A 19,634-nucleotide genomic window follows, 5' to 3' on the forward strand; every position below is an offset into this window, starting at 1 on the left:
ACCTAGGTCCGGGGTGGCGGGGGCACACGGCGGCGACCGCCGTACGGGTTGCGGGGACGCTCGCGGCATCGGCGCTTACCTCTGAGGTAATCGACCCCCGCCCGCGGTCCCGGCAGGGTGGTCCCACCGGACCCGGTCCGGCGCACTCCGGACCGGATCCGGCTTCCCTTTCCCTTCGCTGTCCTTCTCCTTCGCTGCCTGGAGGCCACCCGTCATGTCCACGTACTCCGCACACCCGCTCACCGCACTGGCCCGCACGAACGACCCGAAGACGATGCTGCGCCGCTTCCTCGCCCTCGACGCGGTCGTGACCACCGGGAACGGCCTTGCGTACGCCGCCGCTTCGGGCCCGCTCGGCCGCTTCCTCGGCGTCGACGCGGGGCTCCTCCTCACCCTGGGCGTCTTCCTCACGCTGTACGGCGTGGGCGTCGGCTTCCTCGCATCGCGCACGAGTCCGCCCACGCTTGCCGTCCGGGGTGTGATCGAGGCGAACACGGTCTGGGCGGCGCTCAGCGTCATCGCCCTGATCGCCTGGCTCTCGCCAAGCCCCGCGGGCGCGGTGTGGATCCCGCTCCAGGCCGTGACCGTCGGCGGCTTCGCCGCGCTGCAGTACGGGGCGCTGCGGGCCCCGCGCGGTTAGCGCCGCGCGTCGAAGCGGCTGCGGGCGGCCTCGATCTCGGCGAGGTACCGGTGCGTCCAGGCGCACATGCCGTCGACCGTGGCGAGCAGCCCTTCGCCCGCCTCGGTCAGGCGGTACTCGACGCGCGGCGGCACCGTGGCGTACACCGTCCTGTGCACGACGCCGTCGCGCTCAAGGCCGCGCAGGGTCTGGGTGAGCATCTTGTGGCTGATGCCGTCCACCGCGGTCCGCAGCTCGGTGAAGCGCAGGGTCCGGTCGGCCAGGGCGTTGATGATCAGCAGCGCCCATTTGTTGGCCACGCCCGCGAAGATCTCACGGGCCAGCGAGTCGGCGCGCGTCAGGTCCGCGTCGTCGCCGTGACCGTCGGTCTGCTTCTTTCCCATGAGGTGCCCCGGCCCCTAGGCCGCCGACTGGAGGTACTTGACCGTCGCCGGATCGGCCGGCAGGAGCGTCTCGACGGCCAGTTCGGCGACCGTCACGTCCATGGGGGTGTTGAACGTCGCGATCGACGAGATGAAGGAGAGCAGGTGCCCGTCGTGCTCGATGCGCAGGGGCAGCGCGAAGTAGGGCACGCCGCTCTGCGGCCCGTCGGCCTCGAACACGTCGACACCGGGATCCGCCACCGGGTACGCCGCCACCTCCTCGTACACCGCACGCAGTGCGTCCGACCGCTGCAGCGCGATCTGCCGCTCCATCTGGTGCAGCAGATGCCCACGCCACTCGCGCAGATTGCGGATCTTGGGGGCGAGGCCCTCGGGGTGGAGCGTGAGCCGCATGGCGTTCAGCGGCGGCTGAAGGAGGCGCTCGGGGATGCCGTCGAGGAACATCGCGATGCCGCGGTTCGCGGCGATCACGTCGTACGTCGCGTCGACGACCAGGGCGGGGTAGGGCTCGTAGCCGCGCAGGAGCTGCTCCAGGCCCTCCCGCAGGGCGCCCATCGAGGGGTCGTCCATCGAGGTCTCCCGGAAGCGGGGCGCGTAACCGGCCGCCAGGAGCAGCGAGTTGCGGTCCCGTACGGGAACGTCGAGGTGCTCGGCGAGGCGCAGCACGATCTCCTCGCTCGGGCGTGACCTGCCGGTCTCGATGAAGCTGATGTGCCGGGCCGACGAGTCGGCACGCAGGGCCAGCTCAAGCTGGCTCACCTTGCGCCGCTCGCGCCAGCCGCGCAGGAGCGGGCCGACGCCGGTACTTTCCTTGGTGGACACGGCAGTTGTCATACCAAGACAGTAATCCAAGGCTCCCGTCCGGTGGCGCTGAGCAGGGCCTTGTGGGAGGCGGTGTGGCAGGCTGAGGGAGATGGGTACATGCGTACGCCATACGCACGCCGTACGCACGTCATACGGACGGGAAGGGGCGCGGCCATGTCAGTCGAACCGCTGTCACAGAAGGACGTCGAGGAGCGGCTCGCGGAGCTGCCCGGCTGGTCACTGGAAGGCGACCGGATCACCCGCTCCTTCCAGCTCGGCTCGCACTTCGCGGCGACCGCGTTGGTCGTCCACATCGCGCAGATCCAGGAGGAGCTCGGCCACCACTCCGAGCTGACGCTGGGCTACAACACCGTCTCCCTGTCCGTGAACACGCACAGCGCGGGCGGCGCTCTCACCGCGCTCGACTTCGAGCTGGCGGGCCGGGTCGAAGAGCTTGCGGTCGGGCACGGGGCGGTCTGAGCGCGGATGCTGGACTACGGCAAGGAAGCCGACCGCTACGACGCCTCGCGCGGCGGTGAGCCGCGCGCCGACGCCGCTGCCGCCGCGGTCGTCGGCCTGCTGCCGCCGGACGCCCGCACCCTCCTGGACGTCGCCTGCGGCACGGGCCTGGTCACCCGGCGCCTTGCCGGGGCGGGCCTGCGGGTGACCGGAGTGGACTCGGCGCACAACATGGCGCGCATGGCGTCGGGGAGGCTGCCGGGCGCCATCGTCCTCGGCGACAGCCGCCGGCTCCCCTTCCCCGACGCCTCGTTCGACGCGGTGTGCACGGTGTGGCTGCTCCATCTGCTCTCCGGCGCCGAGGAGGCGGCAGCCGTCGTCGCCGAGTGCGCCCGGGTGCTGCGGCCCGGCGGGGTGTTCGTCACGACCGTCGACAAGGCCACCGCGCACGACGTGGGCAGCGACATCGACGCCGTGCTCTCCCCGCGCCCGATCCGCCCCGCCGTCGACCGTGCCCAGGCGGTCGAGGCGTACGCGGCGGCGCAGGGCCTGACACCGGCCGGCGGGGCCCGGTTCCGGGGCCACGGCCAGGGCCGCACGCCCCGCTCCACGGTCGACGACCTCCACCGGGGATGGTTCACACGCATCCCGCCCGACGGCCCCCTGGCGGCACGCCTCGCGGAGGGTCTTGCGGCCCTGCCGGACCAGGAAGTGCCGCGCCCCGACCCGCGGTTCACGCTCAAGTCGTTCCGGAGCCTGCCCGTCGGGTGAACCGCATCGCCCAGTTGACCAGCCAGGTCTTCCCCTCGTCGACGGAGAAGGCCTGCTCATGAGCGGTGGTCTCCTGTGGTGCCGTCGGGCAGGATGTCGGCGATGTACGCGTCGAGGCCGGTCGGGCCGGGGGCGTCGGTGGTGTGCTCGGGTGCGAGCAAGTGCCGTACCCACGCGTCGCGTTCGTGCAGCAGGGGCGGCAGCTCCCAGACGCAGCCGATCAGCGGCCGGTCGAGGAGCAGGAAGTGCGTCGGGTCCCGGTCGGGGCAGCCGAGCGCGGGCTGGCCCGCGACGGCGACGCGGCAGTGCAGGACGTTGTCCCACACCCAGCTGTACGCGTTGAGGTAGGCACCGCTGTCCCCGCCCCGGTGCAGCACGACGAACGTCGCGGGCGGCGTCCCGTCCGGCTCGGGAAGGAGCCGGGGCAGGATCTCGTACGCCGCCTTCTCGACGCCGGGCTCGATGCCGGCCGGGTCGGCGGTGACGTGATAGCGCTTGACGCGGCGGCCCGCCACTTCGATGGGTGGCGGCGAGTGCCGGAGTTTCTCCTGAAAGGGCATGTCAGGGACGCTAGGCCGACTTCACTGACATCCTGTGTCAGTGAAGTGGATGCCAGTGAAGTACAGAAGATGCGCGGCCGGGGCTCGGACGAGGCGTCCATGAAGGCCGACAGGCTCGTCTCGATCCTCCTGCTGCTCCAGACGAGGGGCAGGATGACGGCCGCCCAGCTGGCCGACGAGCTGGAAGTGTCGGTCCGGACGGTCTACCGGGACGTCGAAGCCCTGCACACCGCCGGGATCCCGCTCTACGGGGACGCGGGCCACGCGGGCGGCTACCGGCTCCTTGACGGCTACCGCACCCGGCTCACCGGCCTGACCGCGCCGGAGGCGGAGGCGCTCTTCCTGGCGGGCGCGCCGGGCCCGGCCGCGGAGCTGGGCCTCGGCCCGGTCCTCGCCGCCGCCCAGCTCAAGGTGCGCGCCGCGCTCCCGGCGGAGCTGCGCCCGCACGCCGACCGGGTCGGCGCCCGCTTCCACCTGGACGCGCCCGGCTGGTACGCGCGCGCCGACGACGTACCCCACCTGACCGCCGTCGCCGACGCGGTCTGGAACAGCCGTGTCCTGCACGTCCGCTACCGCCGCTGGCGGGCCCCCACCGAGGTGGAGCGCATCCTGCGGCCGTACGGCCTGGTCCTGAAGGCGGGCCGCTGGTACGTGATCGCGGAGGCCACGGGGTCGGGAGGGCCGCCGCGCACGTACCGGGTCGACCAGATCCTCCAACTGGAGCTGACCGAGGGGCAGTTCACCATCCCCGCGGACTTCGGCCTGGCGGCGTACTGGGAGTCGTACCAGGAGGCTTTCCACGCGTGGCTGCACCAGGGCGAGGCGGTGGTGCGCCTGGCCCCGCACGCCCTGCCCCGTCTGACGGGCCCCGCGGCGCGCGCCGCCGATGCGACGGGCCGCGCCGACCCAGACGGCTGGATACGCGCGGTCCTGCCCATCGAATCCGTCAGCCACGCCCACGACGAGTTCCTGCGCCTGGGCGCGGACATCGAGGTGCTCGAACCCCCCGAACTCCGAGCGGAGTTGGCGTCAACGGCGGAGAAGCTGTACAGGCGTTATGCCTGACCGGCGCAGCCCATCGAGTTTGCCGAAACCGCAAGGGAACTGGCCAGGAGGGAGGCATCCGCGCAGGCTGGACAAGACCCCAGGAACCCCACACCGGACACAGAGGCGGCGGCAATCAATGGCTCACGACCACGGCCACAAGCACGGCCACGGCCACAAGCACGGCCATGGCCACGAGGACATCGACTGGGCCACCATGGGCCCGATGCTGGAGCGGAACGCCGAGCTCGCAGCCCCGCAGAACCGCGAGATCGCCGAGTGGCTGCGCACCTGGCAGCCGGAGCCGAAGCTGATCGCGGACGTGGGCAGCGGCTCGGGCAGCATCTCGTTCCTCCTCGCGGAAGCCTTCCCCAAGGCCGAGGTGATCGCGGTGGACCCGGCCGAGCCCCTCCTGGAGCGCGCGAGGGAGCGGGCGGCTCGCGACGGCCTGGCGGACAGGGTGAGCACGCTCCACGCGGAACTCCCGGAGGGAATCGGCGAGTTGGCGCCCGCCGACCTCCTCTGGATCGGCAGGGCCCTGCACCACGTAGGCGACCAGGAGGCGGCGCTGGCAGCCCTCGCGGATCGCCTGGCGCCGGGCGGCGCGATCGCGCTCCTGGAGGGCGGCCTGAACCAGCGCAGCCTTCCCCGCGACATCGGCTTCGGCCGGCCGGGCCTCCAGACCCGCTTCGACCTCGCGGACGAGAAGTGGTTCACGCGGATGCGCGCGGAGCTGCCGGGCGCGAAGTCGGTCACGGAGGACTGGCCCGCGCTCCTCACCGAGGCGGGCCTGCGCCACGCGGGCACCCGCTCGTTCCTCCTGGACCTGCCTGCCCCCGTCTCCGACACGGCCCGCGCCCAGATCATCTCGGAGCTCTCCCGCCGCCGGGAGATGCACGAGGACACACTCGACCCCGACGACCTGGCCACGGTCGACCGCCTCCTGGACGAGAAGGACACCCAGAGCCTGCACCACAGGCCCGACGTGTTCCTGCTGTCGGCGCAGACGGTTCATGTGGGGGTCAAGGGGTAGCGCGGCAGTGGCCGGGGCGGACTGCCGAGTACCGAAGGACCTGTTGAGTCAGAGAGGCGTCCCCGCCCGGCGGGACCGGACGGGGACGCCCCAGGCTGGTCTCAGACCACGGCCTGGCCTCAGACCACGTCGAACGTGGCCGGATCCGGCCCCAGGCGTCGGTCCTCGTTCAGTGCGCTGATCGCCGCCATGTCCTCCGGGTCCAGCTCGAAGCCGAAGACGTCGATGTTCTCCTTGATCCGGGACGGTGTCACGGACTTGGGGATCACTACGTTGCCCAGCTGGATGTGCCAGCGCAGGAGGATCTGGGCCGGCGTGCGGCCGTGCTTCTGGGCGATCGCGATGATCGCCGGGACCTCCAGGAGGCCCTTGCCCTGGCCGAGCGGGGACCAGGCCTCCGTGGCGATGCCCTGTTCCGCGTGGAACTCGCGGGCGGCGCGCTGCTGGAGGTGCGGGTGGAGCTCGATCTGGTTGACCGCCGGGATGACCGACGTCTCGGCCAGCAGCTGCTCCAGGTGCTCGGGCAGGAAGTTCGAGACGCCGATGGACTTCGCGCGGCCGTCGGCCTGGATCTTCTCGAAGGCCTTGTACGTGTCCACGGCGAGGCCCTTGGACGGCAGCGGCCAGTGGATCAGGTACAGGTCCACGTAGTCGAGACCGAGCTTCTCCAGGGACGCGTCGAAGGCGCGGAGCGTCGAGTCGTAGCCCTGGTCGGTGTTCCAGAGCTTCGTCGTGACGAAGAGCTCCTCGCGGGCGATGCCGGATGTGGCGATGGCCTTGCCGGTGCCCTCTTCGTTGCCGTAGATGGCAGCGGTGTCGATGCTGCGGTACCCGGCCTCCAGCGCCGTCGCGACGGCCGACTCGGCCTCGTCGTCCGGGACCTGCCAGACGCCGAAACCGAGCTGCGGCATCTCGACGCCATTGTTCAGGATGATCGGGGGGACCTTGCTCACGAGCTCTCGATCCTTAAGTCGTCGGGTGGTACTCCCATGGTCAACGATCAGATGCGGTGCTGCATTCCTTGAACACTCCCGGGTGAAGTCCGGGCGTGTTCCGGCCCGCACCATTGACCGCGTTCCGTCATGCCGCGACTCTATTGCACATCACTGAACGCAGAACACTCATGTGAACGCCTGGTGAACACCCCACCACACCCGCCCGAATCTCATCACCAGGAAGGCAGGCACACGCACATGAATGAAGACCAGAACCCCACCACACCCGAAGTGACGGAAGCCGTCACCGCATGGCAGACGCCCGAGTACGAGGTCGTGGAGACCGCACTCGAAGTGACCGCGTACCGCAGCGCCGACCGGTAGTCCCGCCGCCATGCTGCTGCAGGTGCTCGGCACCGCGGCGGGCGGCGGTCTTCCCCAGTGGAACTGCGCGTGTCCCGGGTGCACCGGGGCACGCGCCCACCCGGAGCGCCGCCGCCGGCACGCCTCGCTCGCCGTTCGAGTGGGGGAGAGGCGCTGGTACGTCGTCAATGCCACCCCCGACATCGGCGAGCAGATCGAGGGGGCCACGGAACTCCACCCCGGGCCCGGGGCCCGGCAGACCCCCGTCGCCGGCGTCGTCCTGACCGACGCCGAACTCGACCACACCCTCGGCATCGCCCGGCTGCGCGAAGCCCGCGACGGCGTCGATGTCGTGGGGACCTCACCCGTCCTCGACGCCGTGCGCGAAAGGCTGGGGCTCGACGCCGTCCTCGGCCCCTACACGCCCGTGCGGTGGCGCGAGCTGCCCGGTGGCGCGGGCCGTCCTCTGGACGGGGAGTCCGGCATCACCGTGAGCGCCGTCCCTCTTTCGGCCAAGAAGCCTCGGTACGCCGCCAACTCTCCTGACAGCAGCGGCTATTGGTCTGTCGCTCTTCGGCTGCACGACTCCGGCACCGGGCGCACCCTTCTCTACGCCCCCGCCCTCGCCGTGTGGTCCGACGCGTTCGACGAAGCCGCGCACGACGCCGACTGCGTCTTCGTCGACGGCACTTTCTGGGACGACGAGGAACCCCTGCGCTCAGGTTTCTCCACCCGCACCGCCACCGGCATGGGCCACCTGCCGATCACCGGCCCCGGAGGCAGCGCAGACCGTCTCGCGCGGCTGCCGGGACGCTGCCTCTACACCCACCTCAACAACACCAACCCGCTCGGGGACCCGCATGCCGAACAGCACAAGCTCCTCACGGAGCGGGGAATCGAAGTCGCGGCGGAACGGATGGTGATCGAGCTGTGACGGCTTCCTGGGCACCCGGCGAGTTCACCGAGCGGCTGCGCGCCGTCTCGGCCGAGCGCTATCACGACCGGCACCCCTTCAACGTACGCATGCATGAAGGCACCCTCACCCGCGACGAGTTGCGCCGCTGGATCGTGAACCGCTTCCACTACCAGCGCCACATCCCGGTCAAGGACGCGCTGATCCTCGCCAAGTTCGACGACCCGTCGCTGCGCCGCGGCTGGGTGCGCAGGATCCAGGACCACGACGGGGAGAAGGACGGGGACGGCGGCATCGAGCGGTGGCTGCGGCTCGGCGAAGCCGCGGGGATCGAGCGCGGCGAACTCCTGGACGCCTCGCGGGTGCTGCCCGGCGTGCGGCTCGCGGTCGACGGCTACGTCAACTTCTGCCGCCTGCGGCCCGTCCTCGACGCCGTCGCCGCGTCGCTCACCGAGCTGTCCGCGCCGGATCTCATGCGGACCAGGATCGACGCGTTCGAGCGGCACTACCCGTGGATCGACGCGGAGGGCCTCGCGTACTTCCGCACCCGCGTGGAACAGGGCGGCCGCGACGGGCAGGAAGCGCTCGGACTGGTCCTGGAATGGGCGCGCACCCGCGAGGAGCAGGAGCGCGCCGTCGCGGCGCTCGGCTTCAAGTGCGACGTGCTGTGGACGCTGCTCGACGCCGTCGACCGGGGGCCGGGGCGCTGATGAGTGAGGGCGTACGTCTCGACTGGCGGCCCGCGTTGACGCGCTCGGTGATCCTGCGCCACGACCGGGTGCGCGGCGTCGATCTGCTGGTGCTGCCCGAGCGGGTCGTGGTGTTGCGCGGCTCCGCGGGGAGCATCCTGGAGCTGTGCGACGGCGAGCGTGAAGTCGCCGAGGTCGTGGAGGAGTTGGAGCGCAAGCACCCCGGCGCCTCCGTGGCCGAGGACGTGAACCGGTTCCTCGCCGATCTGCGGGCGGAAGGGTGGCTTCGGTGACGGAGCCCCTCCATCCCGCGAAACCACCGAGCCATTCCGTGCAGCCGCCGTGGGCCCTTCTCGCCGAGCTCACGCACGGCTGCCCGCTGCGGTGCGCCTACTGCTCCAATCCCACCGAACTCATCGCCTGTGCAGGCGAGTTGACGGCCGGACAGTGGAGCGACGTCATGCGTCAGGCCGCGGACATCGGTGTCGTACAGACGCATCTGTCCGGAGGTGAGCCCCTCCTGCGCCGCGACCTGGCCGAGGTCGTCACGGCGGCGGACTCCGCCGGTATCCACACCCAGCTCGTGACCAGCGGTGTCGGCCTGCACGAGAAGCGTCTCGCGGACCTCGTCCGCGCGGGCCTGCGCAGCGTCCAGCTCTCCGTGCAGCACGCCGACCGGGAGAAGGCCGAACTCATCGCGGGCGCCAGGGCGTTCACCGCCAAGGAGCGCGCTGCCGGGCTCGTGCGTGCGGCGGACCTTCCGCTCGGTCTCAACGCCGTGCTGCACCGCGCGAATCTCGACGCACTCGACGGGATCGTGGAGTTGGGCCTCGCCTGGGGCGCCGACCGGATCGAGCTGGCCAATACGCAGTTCTACGGCTGGGCGCTGCGCAACCGGGACGCGCTGCTCCCGGACCGCGCCCAGGTCGCTCGGGCCCGTGAGCGCGTCGAGCGGTGGCGTGAGCGGCTCGCGGGACGCATGGAGCTGGTGTGGGTCGCGCCCGACTACGTGGACGGCATCGCGAAGCCCTGCATGGGCGGCTGGGGCGCCGTCTCGCTGACCGTGGCCCCGGACGGCACGGTACTTCCGTGCCCGGCCGCCGGTGAGCTGCTCGGACCCGACGCGCCGAACGTCAGGAACCACCAACTGGGCTGGATCTGGCGGGAGTCGGAGGCCTTCAACCGCTACCGCGGCGAGGCCTGGATGCGTGAGCCATGCCGCGGCTGCGAACTGCGGACCGTGGACTTCGGAGGCTGCCGCTGCCAGGCGTACGCCCTGACCGGCGACGCATCCCGCACGGACCCCGCCTGCCACCGCTCGCAGGACAACGCGGCGGTCCGTGCCCTCGTCGACGGCGCGGGCGGCAGGGCGAGTGACTTCGCCTACCGGGCATCCCCGAAGACGTAGGCACCGCAACCCCAAGGCCTGACCCGTGGGTCAGGCCATCGGCGTACCAGCGGGCGGCCCTAGGCCGCGGTGGTCCCGAGGTACGCGTCCCGCACCCTCGGGTCAGCGCGCACCTCGGCCGCCGTGCCCTCGGCCAGAACTCTGCCGAGGTCGAGGACGACCACGCGGGCGCAGAGCTCCATCACGAAGGCGACGTTGTGCTCCACGAGGAGCACGGCACAGTTCTCCTCGTCCGCGAGGTGCCGGATGACGGCCGTCAGCTGGCCTCGCTCGTCGGCCGTCATACCGGAGGCGGGCTCGTCCAGGAGCAGCACCCTGGGCGGGTCCGCCACCGCGCGTGCCAGTTCCACCATGCGGGCCCGGCCGACCGGGAGAGCGCCCGCGTAGTCGTCGGTCAGAGCCTCAAGTCCGCACTCACGCAGCACGGTTGATGCGCGAGCGCGCCTGTCCTTCTCATGCGTACGTCGCGTGGGCGCCGCAAGGAGATCGGCGGCGAACCCGCCACCGCCGCCACGCCACTCCTGCGCGACGAGCAGGTTGTCGGCGACCGTGAGCTGCCCGAAGAGCTGCTGGCGCTGGAAGGTGCGGCGCATGCCGTGGCGGGCGCGCCAGACGGGTGAGCGGCGGGTGACGTCGACGCCGTCGAGCAGGACGCGCCCCTGGTCGGGGCGGCGGATGCCGGACACGACGTCGAACAGGGTGGTCTTTCCGGCCCCGTTGGGCCCGATGAGGCCGCAGACCTCCCCGGGGCGCAGGCTCAGGTCCACCCCGGTGAGGGCGTGAACGCCGCCGAAGCGGACGCCGATTCCGGAAGCTTCGAGTACACGGTCGCTCATGGCCGGCCCACTCCTTCGGTGCGGCCCTGCGCGGCTATGCCCAGGTAGGCCTCGGTCAGCTGGTCCGCCCGGACCTCGGAGCGCGGGCCGCACCAGGAGACCCGGCCCTGTGCGAGATAGGCGACGGTGTCGGCGATGCCGAGGATCTCGGCGGCCTTCTCCTCCACCAGGAGCAACCCCGTTCCGGCGTCGCGGAGTTCGGCGAGCAGGCGGAAGACCTCGTCGACCACGCGGGGGGCGAGACCGAGGGACGGCTCGTCCGCGATCAGCACTTCGGGTGGGCGCTGGAGGAGGGGTGCGAGGGCGAGCATCTGCTGTTCGCCTCCGGAGAGGGAGCCGGCGGTGACCTTTCGCCGTGCGGCGAGACCGGGGAAGCGGTCGTAGACGGCGTCGCGGGCGTGCGCCTCCGGCAGGTGCAGGGTGAGGTTCTCCTCGATGGTGAGGGCGGGGAAGATGCCGCGGCCCTCGGGGGCGAGGAGGACTCCCGCCCGGGAGCGGTGGACCGGGCCGCGGTGCGTGGCGTCGTCCCCGGCGACGTGGATCTGCCCCCGGGTGGGGGCGATCAGACCTGCCGCGACCCGGCATGTCGTCGACTTTCCTGCCCCGTTGGGTCCGAGCAGGGCGACGATCTCGCCGGGGTGGACGGTGAGGGTCACTCCGTGGAGGACGGGGGCGCCGTCGTATCCGGCGTGGACGTCACGTAGGGCGAGGGAGGGCGGGGTCTCTTCCCCGAGCCCGCCCCTTCCCGAAACCGGCTCCGCCGTCACTGGTGGCCGTCGATCACCGGCTTCGCCGAGTTCGTCCTCAAACGCCGGACGGGCTGAAACCTCCGCCACCCGCCGCCGATGCATCCGCACCGACACCGCCGCGCAGTACCCATCCGGATCATTGGCCAACGCCAGCCCCGCAAGACCGAACAGAATCACCGGCAGCTGCACCGACTCCGTCACGTAGTCGGCGACCAAGTGCGGCACGATCGCGAAGACGAGCCCCGCCACCACCGCGAACTGCGGCCTCCGTACCCCCGCGGCCACCACCACGGCCAGCCACACAAGGCCCGTCATCGCGGTGAAGTCCGTAGCCGTGATCCGTGTGTTGAACGACGCGTACATCACGCCGCCGAACCCGGCGAGCCCCGCCGACAACGTGAAGAGCAGCAGCTTCGTCCGCACCACCGAGACCCCGGAAGCCATCGCCGCCGCCGGGGCGGACCGCACCGCGAGCATCGCCCGCCCCGTCGCCGACCCCCGCAGCGCGCTCAGCGAGGCCACGGCCACCGCCACGAGGACGACCATCGCCACGCCCATCGCGCGGTCGTCGCTCAGATCGACAGGGCCGAAGACGGCGCGCGGGATCTCCCACCCGGTGTCGCCGTTTCGCAACCACCCCATCTGGAACAGGACTTGATCGGCGAGGAAGGCGAGGGCGAGGGTGGCGAGTGCCAGGGACCGGCCGCCGAGACGCAGCGCGGGCAGCGCGACGAGGGCGCCGAGCACCGCGGCCCCGCACGTCCCCACCAGGGCCGCGGCGATGAACGGCCACCCATGGCTCATCAGCAGGCCCGCCACGAGCGCCGCGCCCGTCACGAACGTCGCCTGCGCCAAGGACACCATCGCGCCGAGGCCGGTCACCACGGTGAAGGAGATGAAGACCAGGGAGATCGCGAGGCCCTGCGCGAGGATGCCGCTCCAGAAGGGGGTGGTGACCGTGTAGAAGGACAGCGCGAGCAGTACGCCGCCGAGGGCCCACGGCCCCCAGCGCCGCATCCACGACCGGCCCGCCAGATAGTCGATCGGCGGCGCGTCCACCGCCGCCATGCCCGCCGTACGCTGCCGCCGCGTCATGAGCAGAAGCCCGGCGAAGAGGATCAGGAAGGGAACCGCCGTGCGGAATCCGGTGATGTTCTCCGCGAAATCCGCGTACCCGGCGACCAGATTCTGCAGCACCCCGAGCCCGAGCCCGCCCGCGAACGCCAGCGGGATCGACATGAAGCGCCCGAGCACCGCGGCCGTGGCCGACACGAACAGGAAGAGGGTGAAGTCGTGCGAGGACAACCCCAGCAAGGGAGTTGCCAGCACACCCGCCAGGCCCGCGAGCCCCGACGACAGCATCCACGCCACCGAGGAGAGCCGGTCCGCGCTCATGCCCCGCAGCTCCACGAGCGAGCGGTTGTCCACCGCGGCCCGCAGCCGCAGCCCGAGCGGTGTGTGCCGCATCAGGATCCACAGGCCGATCGCGACCACGGCCGTCGCGACCCACGTGATCAGCTGGTCGGAGTCGATGCCGACGCCGTCCATGAGCTGCCAGTTCTTGGCGGGGCTCGGCCCGACGCCGGGCAGGCCGAACTGGTTCTCGGCCGGTTTGACGGACGCCCCCGCGTCCTCCAGGAGCTCCACCACCCACAGCCCGAGCGCGGGCAGCGCGACGAGCAGCCCGATCGTCGCCACGATCTGCGCGGTCTCACCCACCCGCGCCAGCTTGCGGAACATCATCCGGTCGAGGCCCCAGCCGAGCGCGGGCGCCACGACGCAGACGAGGAGGAGCGCCGTCGGTACGGCAGGCCAGCCGAAGCCGGAGTGGAGTTCGTAGAAGGTGAGTGCGCAGAGGTAAGCGGTGGCGCCGTGCGCGAAGTTGAAGAGGCCGGAGGCGGAGTAGGACAGGACGAGGCCCGTCGCGAGCAGCGCGTACAGGGCGCCGGAGACGAGACCGCTCAGCACGAATCCCAGCAGGTCCGACATGGGTGTCGTACCCCCCTACTTGAAGGGGATGGGTTCGTAGCACGTGAAGGGCGACGACACCGAGTACTTCCCGCCCTTCAGCTGCACGAGGGCGCCGCAGCCGAACGACTCCTTCTGGCCCTTGGGCAGGCTGCGGTCGCCGACCATCGTGTCCTTGTCGGAGAAGCCGTTCGCCGCCTGCTGGAAGGAGTCGACCGTCAGGTCCTTGCCGGCCTTCTCGGCGATGGCGAGGAAGAGGTCCGCCGACATGTAGCCGGTCATCATGTGCATGTTGAGCGGGACGTCCTTGCCCGCCGTCTTCCTGATGTCCGCCTTGAACTGCTTCATCGCCGCGGTGTTCTGCTCGAACGGCTGGAAGGACAGCAGGATGTGCACGCCGTCGAGCGCCTTCTTCGTCGCGCTCTTGGCGAGCAGGCCGGGGTCGTAGTCGGTCGGGTCCGTGATCACGCCCTTGAAGCCGGAGCGCTTGACGGCGGTGAACAGGCCGATGTTGTACGGGGTCTGCATCACGGAGACGACCACGTCCGGCGCCTTGCCGCCGTCGGAGCGCAGGATCTCCTTCGTGTACGCCGACCAGTCGCTCGGCACGGAGGTCGCGGGCACGGTCGACTTGGCGTACGTGACCTTGTAACCGGCCGCCGCGAAGCTCTGCTTGTAGGTGCGGATGGCGAAGGTGCCCGCGTCGTTGTCGTTGGCGAGGATGGCCACGGACTTGCCCTTCGAGCCGTCCGTCACCTTCTTCAGGCCCTCGGGCCAGCTCTGCGTGATGGTGCCGCCGGGCATCGGGACCATGCAGCCGCCGAATCCGTACATGTAACTCGGCCCGCAGAAGGGCGGGATGGTGCCCCAGCCGAACGTCGGAACCTTCTGCTTCTGGAGGAAGTCGGAGCCGGAGAAGGTGACCGAGCTCATCGGCGAGATGGCGAACACCTTGTCCTGCTGGACGAGTTTGCGTGCCGCCGCGAGATTTTTGCCGGGGTCCTGGCCGTCGTCCTCCGCGCCGAGGTAGGCGACCTTCCTTCCGTGTACGCCGCCTTCGGCGTTCACGCGGTCGAAGCGGGCCTTGGCGCCGAGGTCGGTGTCCTTCTTGCTGTAGCCGCTCGCGGTCGTCATGGAGACGATGCCGCCGACCTTGATGGAGTCGGCGGTCACACCGCGTACGGAGCCTCCTGCCTTGTCGCCGCCGCTCGAATCACTGCTGTTGGAGGCGGAGTTGCAGGCGGTGGCGAGCAGCAGTGCGGCCACGGTGGCGGTGATGGTGCGGATACGGATCGATCGCGACACGGGTCAGCCCCCTGAAGTCGAAGTGGGGCTGATTCTGTGCGGGACCTGATGAACCGTCAATAACTGGCGCGGCGGTAATTGATGAACCGTCAGAAACCGGCTCGGCTCGCCTCACGCCCGGTACAGGGCCTCGACCTCCGCCGAGTAAGCTGTCTCGATCGCCTTGCGCTTGAGCTTCAGCGAGGGCGTGAGCAACCCGTGCTCCTCGGAGAACTGGTGCGCCAGTATCCGGAACGTACGGATCGACTCGGCCTGCGAGACAAGGGTGTTGGCGGCCACCACGGCCCGCCGCACCTCCGTCTCCAGATCCGGGTCACGCACCAGGTCCGTCGGCGACATCGGCGGCTTGCGGCGCATGTTCAACCAGTGCTCGACGGCCTCGCCGTCCAGCGTGACGAGCGCCGCGATGTACGGGCGGTCGTTGCCCACCACGATGCACTGCGCGACCAGCGGATGGTCGCGCACCCGCTCCTCCAGCTGCCCCGGCGAGACGCTCTTGCCGCCGGACGTCACCAGGATCTCCTTCTTGCGCCCGGTGATCGTGAGGTAGCCGTCCTCGTCGAGCGCGCCGAGGTCACCGGTGGCGAGCCAGCCCTCGTGCAGGGTCGCGTCGGTGGCCTTGGGGTCGTTGAGGTAGCCCTGGAAGACGTTGCCGCCGTTCAGCCACACCTCGCTGTCCTCCGCGATGTACACGGTGGTGCCGGGGATGGCCTGGCCGACCGTGCCGTAGCGGGTGCGCTCGGGCGGGTTGGCGGTCGCGGCGGCCGTCGACTCCGTCAGGCCGTAGCCCTCGTAGATCTGGACGCCCGCGCCCGCGAAGAACAGGCCGAGCCGCCGGTCCATCCCGGAGCCGCCGGACATCGCGTGGCGCACGCGACCGCCCATGGCGTCGCGCACCTTGGCGTAGACGAGCTTCTCGAAGAGCGAGTGCTGCATGCGCAGGGCCGCCGAAGGCCCGGGACCGGTGCCGAAGGCCCTGGCCTCCATGGCGTCGGCGTACCGCACCGCGCACTCCACGGCCTTGTCGAAGGGGCCCGTCCTGCCGTCCTTCTCGGCCTTGCGCCGCGCCGCGTTGAAGACCTTCTCGAAGATGTACGGCACGGCCAGGATGAAGGACGGGCGGAACGCCGCCAGGTCCGGGATGAGCGCCGCCGCGTTCAGGCTCGGCTGGTGGCCCAGCTTGACCCGGCCGCGGACCGCCGCGACCTGCACCATGCGCCCGAAGACGTGCGCGAGGGGCAGGAAGAGCAGCGTCGTCGCCTCGTCGCCCCGCCGGGAGTGGAAGACCGGCTCCCAGCGCTGGATGACCGTCTCCGCCTCGAACATGAAGTTCGCGTGGGAGATCAGACAGCCCTTGGGGCGGCCCGTGGTGCCCGAGGTGTAGATGATCGTGGCGATCGAGTCGGGGGTGACGGCGCGGCGGTGGCGGTTGACCACCTCGTCGTCGACGTCCTGGCCCGCACGGTACAGCTCGTCCACGGCGTCGGCGTCCAGCTGCCACAGCCTGCGCAGCTGCGGCAGCCGGTCGATCACCGAGCCGATCGTCATCGCGTGGTCCTCGTGCTCGACCATGGCGGCCGACACCTGCGCGTCGTGCAGCATCCAGAAGACCTGCTCGGCGGATGACGTGGGGTAGACGGGCACCACCTGGGCGCCGACCGTCCAGAGCGCGTAGTCGAAGAGCGTCCACTCGTAGCGGGTGCGGCACATGATGGCGACGCGGTCGCCGAAGCGCACACCCTGGGCGAGCAGTCCCTTGGCGAGTGCCATCACCTGGTCGCGGAACTCCGCCGACGTGACGTCGCGCCACACGCCGTCGGTCTTGCGGCCGAAGGCGATGTGGAGCGGATCCTCAAGGGCATGGTCGAACACGACGTCGGCAAGGCCGCCCACCAGCGGCGCCGACGCCAACGGAGGGTTCGTGAACTCGCGCAATGATGCTCCTTGTGGCGCTCCGCACAGCGCCGGTGACGGTACCCCACCGCGCTGCCGGGCGGGAGAGGGGTGACCGACCCGTCGGTACGTACCATCCACGCTGGTCAGCCGGTTAAATGCGGCCACAAGGGGAGAGGCGGGACAGAATACTTACGGTTGAGTAAGTTTCGGTGGCGTAATCTCCACCGAATCTGTACGCGGCGGTTACGGCTGTGGCTGTCGTTCCAAGACTCGCTCCGCAGCCGCCGGAACGACAGCTTCCGGCGCCTCCGGCGTCCTGCGCGCGGACCGCACCATGACGAGGACCGCCGCTCCCGCGACCAGCCCCACGACGCCCGCGACGACCGCCGCCGTGTTGAGGCCCGAGGCGAACGCCGACCGCACGGCATGATCGCCAAGCGTGCCACGCATGGCCGCCGCACCGCCGCCCGCGACGGTGTGAGCCGCGTCATGGCCGAGCGTGTCCTGCATACGCGAGGTCAGCACGGTGCCGAAGACGGCGACGCCGAGCGCGTACCCGAGCTGCCGGAACGTGTTGACCGCGCCGCCCGCCATCCCCGCGTTCGCCGGCGGCACCGCCGCGAGGGCCGCGCCTCCCAGGGCGGGCGAGACCAGGCCGGTGCCGATGCCCGCGAGAGTGAGCCCCGGGACGAGCGAGCCCCAGGACGAACCGGCGTCGAGCACGGCGAGAGCGACACCGCCCGCGCCGATCAGGAGCAGGCCCACGCCGATGGTCAGGCGCGCCGGCACCCCGTGCAGCAGGCGCCCGCCGATCGCGGCCACGACGAACGAGGTCGCGGCAAGCGGCACCATGACGAGGCTGCCGGTCACCGGGCTCATGCCGAGCACGGTCTGCAGCCAGATCGAGAGGTAGGGCATCAGGCCGAAGGCGGCCGCGTTGTAGCCGATCGCGCCGACCAGTACGCCCGTGAAGGCGGGCATGCGCAGCAGCCTCAGGTCGAGCAGCGGGTGCGCGACGCGGCGTTCGACGGCCACGAAGGCGGCGAGCGCGAGCACCGCGACCGCGAGGGTCGCCACGGTGGGCGCCGAAGTCCAGCCCTCGGTACCGGCCCGCACCACCCCGTACGTCAGCGCGCCCGCGAACAGCGCGAACGTCACCGTGCCCGCCCAGTCGACCCGGCGGCCCGCCAGGCCCTTCGACTCCGGCACCACGCGCAGGGTCAGCCACATCGACGCGACGCTCACCGGCAGGTTCACGAAGAAGATCCACCGCCAGCCCGGCCCCTCGGCGAGCAGCCCGCCGACGATCGGGCCAAGGGCCGCCGCGGCCCCGCTGACCGCGCCCCAGACGCCGAGCGCGACCGACCGGTCCCGCCCCTGGTAGGCCGCGCCGAGCAGCGGCAGCGTCGTAGCGAACATCGCGGCGGCGCCGAGCCCTTGCAGCGCGCGGGCGGCCACCAGGGCCTCCGCGTTCGTGGCGAGCCCGCAGCCGAGCGAGGCGAGCGCGAAGAGCGCGGTGCCCACGACGTTGAGCCGCCGCCGGCCGAGCACGTCCGCCGCGGCGCCGACTCCGAGCAGCAGCGCGGCGAGCGCGAGGGCGTAGCCGTCGATCACCCATTGCAGATCACTCAGCGAGGCGTTCAGCGCCCTCGCCATGTCGGGCAGTGCCACGACCACGATGGTCACGTCCAGCAGCAGCATGAACGTCCCCAGGCATACCGCTGTGAGCGGCCCCCATGTACGCATCTTCAACTCTCCTTGTGCGATTCGTACGACGCGTGTACGTGCCTCGTATGGCTCGTACGATGGAGTTCGCCCGGACGATCCAAGTCACCAGTCACGAAAGATCGAAGGAATTCGACACCGATGGGCAGTGCAGTAATGGAATCCCCCACATCGGGCATGCAGGACTCGTTCGACGCCAGACTCCTCCAGGCCCTGGAGATCGACGGCCGCGCGCCCTTCAGCAAGATCGCCGCCGTCCTAGGGGTCTCCGACCAGACCGTCGCCCGCCGTTACCGCAGGCTGGTCTCGGACGGCAGCCTCCGGATCGTCGCCGTCCGGGACCACGAGAAGCTCGGCCAGGAGCAGTGGATGCTGCGACTGCGCTGCGCTCCCGACGGCGCCGATGCCATCGCCACCGCCCTGGCGCGCCGCCCCGACACCTCATGGATCGGCCTCACCTCCGGCGGCACCGAGGTCGTCTGCTGCACCCGGCCGCGCACCCGCACCGACCAGGACGAGCTGCTGCTCGCCAAGCTGCCGCGCACCCCGCACATCGTCGACATCCGCGCCCAGCAGATGCTGCACCGCTTCTTCGGCGGCCCGGACGGCTGGCTGATCAAGCACGGGCCGCTCGCCGATGAGCAGATCGCGGCCCTGCGCACTGTGCCGCCCGCGTCCACCGCACATGCGGGGGTGCAGCGGATCGAGCCGGAGGACGAGCCGCTCGTCGCCGCGCTCGAACAGGACGGCCGCGCGACCTACCCCGAGCTCCAGCGGGCCACCGGGCGTTCGGAGTCGGCCGTCAAGCGCCGCCTCGGCGCGCTCCTCGCCTCCGGCGCGATCTACATCGACATCGAGTACGTCAACACCCTCATCGGACTGCCCGTCGCGGCGATGCTCTGGATCACCACCGCACCCTGGGCCATGGACTCGGTGGGCAAGGCCCTCGCGTCCCACGCCGAGATCGCCCACGCCACCGCCGTGGCAGGACCCTCCAACATCATGGCGACGGCCGTGGCCCGCGACATTCCGGCGCTCTACGCCTACCTCAGCGGGAAGCTGGGGCAGCTCGACGGCGTCCAGCACGTCGAGACGGCGCCGTTCATGCGCCGCGTCAAGCAGCTCACGTACCGGCCCTATCCCCGCTGACCAC

At 71.0% G+C, this 19,634-nt stretch carries 20 protein-coding genes; 11 read left to right on the forward strand and 9 right to left on the reverse strand.

Features of this window, described 5'->3' with window-relative positions; genetic code table 11:
• Window positions 1-214: 214 nt before the first annotated feature.
• Window positions 215-640, forward strand: coding sequence for a hypothetical protein (locus E5671_RS37090; RefSeq protein WP_160508356.1), 426 nt, complete (start codon window positions 215-217; stop codon window positions 638-640).
• Here the strand turns inward: E5671_RS37090 and E5671_RS37095 are convergent.
• The gene (locus E5671_RS37095) at window positions 637-1,023 is read right to left on the reverse strand and encodes a winged helix-turn-helix transcriptional regulator (protein ID WP_160508358.1); all 387 of its coding nucleotides are present in this window, start codon (window positions 1,021-1,023) and stop codon (window positions 637-639) included. The two genes, E5671_RS37090 and E5671_RS37095, sit on opposite strands and share 4 nt — an antisense overlap.
• 15 nt (window positions 1,024-1,038) lie before the next feature.
• A complete protein-coding gene (locus tag E5671_RS37100; RefSeq protein ID WP_160508359.1) occupies window positions 1,039-1,857 on the reverse strand; it encodes a helix-turn-helix domain-containing protein in 819 nt (272 codons plus the stop codon).
• A 144-nt stretch (window positions 1,858-2,001) separates the two neighbouring features.
• On the opposite strand from E5671_RS37100, the gene E5671_RS37105 reads away from it, so the two are divergent.
• Window positions 2,002-2,307, forward strand: coding sequence for a 4a-hydroxytetrahydrobiopterin dehydratase (locus E5671_RS37105; RefSeq protein ID WP_160508361.1), 306 nt, complete (start codon window positions 2,002-2,004; stop codon window positions 2,305-2,307).
• A 6-nt stretch (window positions 2,308-2,313) separates the two neighbouring features.
• Complete coding sequence (locus E5671_RS37110) at window positions 2,314-3,057, forward strand: class I SAM-dependent methyltransferase (protein WP_160508363.1); 744 nt, start codon at window positions 2,314-2,316, stop codon at window positions 3,055-3,057.
• Window positions 3,058-3,113: 56 nt separating this feature from the next.
• Here E5671_RS37110 and E5671_RS37115 read toward each other — a convergent pair whose 3' ends face one another.
• Window positions 3,114-3,617, reverse strand: coding sequence for a hypothetical protein (locus tag E5671_RS37115; protein WP_160508365.1), 504 nt, complete (start codon window positions 3,615-3,617; stop codon window positions 3,114-3,116).
• Between the two features lie 99 nt (window positions 3,618-3,716).
• Between E5671_RS37115 and E5671_RS37120 the strand changes: the two genes are divergently transcribed.
• Window positions 3,717-4,682 carry a helix-turn-helix transcriptional regulator gene (locus E5671_RS37120; RefSeq protein ID WP_160508367.1) on the forward strand — a complete coding sequence of 322 codons (966 nt, stop codon included), beginning with the start codon at window positions 3,717-3,719 and terminating at the stop codon, window positions 4,680-4,682.
• Between the two features lie 118 nt (window positions 4,683-4,800).
• A complete protein-coding gene (locus E5671_RS37125; protein ID WP_160508369.1) occupies window positions 4,801-5,694 on the forward strand; it encodes a class I SAM-dependent methyltransferase in 894 nt (297 codons plus the stop codon).
• Between the two features lie 119 nt (window positions 5,695-5,813).
• Here E5671_RS37125 and E5671_RS37130 read toward each other — a convergent pair whose 3' ends face one another.
• Window positions 5,814-6,605: an aldo/keto reductase gene (locus E5671_RS37130; protein ID WP_160510654.1), complete on the reverse strand. Its 792-nt coding sequence runs from the start codon at window positions 6,603-6,605 to the stop codon at window positions 5,814-5,816.
• 282 nt (window positions 6,606-6,887) lie between these two features.
• Here E5671_RS37130 and pqqA point away from each other — a divergent pair, with 282 nt between their 5' ends.
• The 5 genes from pqqA to pqqE are packed head-to-tail and all read left to right on the forward strand — an operon-like array spanning window position 6,888 to window position 10,002.
• Window positions 6,888-7,013, forward strand: a complete 126-nt coding sequence (gene pqqA, locus E5671_RS37135) for a pyrroloquinoline quinone precursor peptide PqqA (protein WP_160508371.1) — start codon at window positions 6,888-6,890, stop codon at window positions 7,011-7,013.
• Window positions 7,014-7,023: 10 nt separating this feature from the next.
• Window positions 7,024-7,926 carry a pyrroloquinoline quinone biosynthesis protein PqqB gene (gene pqqB, locus E5671_RS37140; protein WP_160508373.1) on the forward strand — a complete coding sequence of 301 codons (903 nt, stop codon included), beginning with the start codon at window positions 7,024-7,026 and terminating at the stop codon, window positions 7,924-7,926.
• The gene (pqqC, locus tag E5671_RS37145) at window positions 7,923-8,615 is read left to right on the forward strand and encodes a pyrroloquinoline-quinone synthase PqqC (protein ID WP_160508375.1); all 693 of its coding nucleotides are present in this window, start codon (window positions 7,923-7,925) and stop codon (window positions 8,613-8,615) included. Before pqqB ends, pqqC begins: the two co-directional genes overlap by 4 nt.
• Entirely contained in the window at window positions 8,615-8,887 is a 273-nt protein-coding gene (pqqD, locus tag E5671_RS37150) for a pyrroloquinoline quinone biosynthesis peptide chaperone PqqD (RefSeq protein ID WP_160508377.1), read from the forward strand. Before pqqC ends, pqqD begins: the two co-directional genes overlap by 1 nt.
• On the forward strand, window positions 8,884-10,002 hold the full coding sequence (pqqE, locus tag E5671_RS37155) for a pyrroloquinoline quinone biosynthesis protein PqqE (protein WP_160508379.1): 1,119 nt from the start codon (window positions 8,884-8,886) through the stop codon (window positions 10,000-10,002). The genes pqqD and pqqE overlap by 4 nt, the downstream gene beginning before the upstream one ends.
• Before the next feature lie 59 nt (window positions 10,003-10,061).
• Here pqqE and E5671_RS37160 read toward each other — a convergent pair whose 3' ends face one another.
• The 5 genes from E5671_RS37160 to E5671_RS37180 form a co-directional block, all read right to left on the reverse strand.
• On the reverse strand, window positions 10,062-10,838 hold the full coding sequence (locus tag E5671_RS37160; protein WP_160508381.1) for an ABC transporter ATP-binding protein: 777 nt from the start codon (window positions 10,836-10,838) through the stop codon (window positions 10,062-10,064).
• On the reverse strand, window positions 10,835-13,576 hold the full coding sequence (locus tag E5671_RS37165) for an ABC transporter permease subunit (protein ID WP_160508383.1): 2,742 nt from the start codon (window positions 13,574-13,576) through the stop codon (window positions 10,835-10,837). Before E5671_RS37165 ends, E5671_RS37160 begins: the two co-directional genes overlap by 4 nt.
• A gap of 15 nt (window positions 13,577-13,591) precedes the next feature.
• Entirely contained in the window at window positions 13,592-14,860 is a 1,269-nt protein-coding gene (locus E5671_RS37170; RefSeq protein WP_160508385.1) for an ABC transporter substrate-binding protein, read from the reverse strand.
• Between the two features lie 111 nt (window positions 14,861-14,971).
• Window positions 14,972-16,795, reverse strand: coding sequence for an AMP-dependent synthetase/ligase (locus tag E5671_RS37175; RefSeq protein ID WP_160508386.1), 1,824 nt, complete (start codon window positions 16,793-16,795; stop codon window positions 14,972-14,974).
• A gap of 204 nt (window positions 16,796-16,999) precedes the next feature.
• Entirely contained in the window at window positions 17,000-18,502 is a 1,503-nt protein-coding gene (locus E5671_RS37180; protein WP_160508388.1) for an MFS transporter, read from the reverse strand.
• 120 nt (window positions 18,503-18,622) lie between these two features.
• Between E5671_RS37180 and E5671_RS37185 the strand changes: the two genes are divergently transcribed.
• The gene (locus E5671_RS37185) at window positions 18,623-19,630 is read left to right on the forward strand and encodes an Lrp/AsnC family transcriptional regulator (RefSeq protein ID WP_237330318.1); all 1,008 of its coding nucleotides are present in this window, start codon (window positions 18,623-18,625) and stop codon (window positions 19,628-19,630) included.
• Window positions 19,631-19,634: the final 4 nt, after the last annotated feature.

The sequence above is a fragment of the Streptomyces sp. BA2 genome, assembly GCF_009769735.1.
In the GTDB taxonomy this organism is placed as follows: domain Bacteria; phylum Actinomycetota; class Actinomycetes; order Streptomycetales; family Streptomycetaceae; genus Streptomyces.

Coding starts and splice junctions, on each gene's coding strand:
- E5671_RS37110 (WP_160508363.1), top strand. CDS start 2,314: ATGCTGGACTACGGCAAGGAAGCCGACCGCTACGACGCCTCGCGCGGC.
- pqqD (WP_160508377.1), top strand. CDS start 8,615: ATGAGTGAGGGCGTACGTCTCGACTGGCGGCCCGCGTTGACGCGCTCG.
- E5671_RS37180 (WP_160508388.1), bottom strand. CDS start 18,502: ATGCGTACATGGGGGCCGCTCACAGCGGTATGCCTGGGGACGTTCATG.
- E5671_RS37115 (WP_160508365.1), bottom strand. CDS start 3,617: ATGCCCTTTCAGGAGAAACTCCGGCACTCGCCGCCACCCATCGAAGTG.
- E5671_RS37105 (WP_160508361.1), top strand. CDS start 2,002: ATGTCAGTCGAACCGCTGTCACAGAAGGACGTCGAGGAGCGGCTCGCG.
- E5671_RS37185 (WP_237330318.1), top strand. CDS start 18,623: ATGGGCAGTGCAGTAATGGAATCCCCCACATCGGGCATGCAGGACTCG.
- E5671_RS37090 (WP_160508356.1), top strand. CDS start 215: ATGTCCACGTACTCCGCACACCCGCTCACCGCACTGGCCCGCACGAAC.
- E5671_RS37125 (WP_160508369.1), top strand. CDS start 4,801: ATGGCTCACGACCACGGCCACAAGCACGGCCACGGCCACAAGCACGGC.
- pqqB (WP_160508373.1), top strand. CDS start 7,024: ATGCTGCTGCAGGTGCTCGGCACCGCGGCGGGCGGCGGTCTTCCCCAG.
- E5671_RS37100 (WP_160508359.1), bottom strand. CDS start 1,857: ATGACAACTGCCGTGTCCACCAAGGAAAGTACCGGCGTCGGCCCGCTC.
- E5671_RS37130 (WP_160510654.1), bottom strand. CDS start 6,605: ATGCCGCAGCTCGGTTTCGGCGTCTGGCAGGTCCCGGACGACGAGGCC.
- E5671_RS37165 (WP_160508383.1), bottom strand. CDS start 13,576: ATGTCGGACCTGCTGGGATTCGTGCTGAGCGGTCTCGTCTCCGGCGCC.
- E5671_RS37095 (WP_160508358.1), bottom strand. CDS start 1,023: ATGGGAAAGAAGCAGACCGACGGTCACGGCGACGACGCGGACCTGACG.
- E5671_RS37120 (WP_160508367.1), top strand. CDS start 3,717: ATGAAGGCCGACAGGCTCGTCTCGATCCTCCTGCTGCTCCAGACGAGG.
- E5671_RS37160 (WP_160508381.1), bottom strand. CDS start 10,838: ATGAGCGACCGTGTACTCGAAGCTTCCGGAATCGGCGTCCGCTTCGGC.
- pqqA (WP_160508371.1), top strand. CDS start 6,888: ATGAATGAAGACCAGAACCCCACCACACCCGAAGTGACGGAAGCCGTC.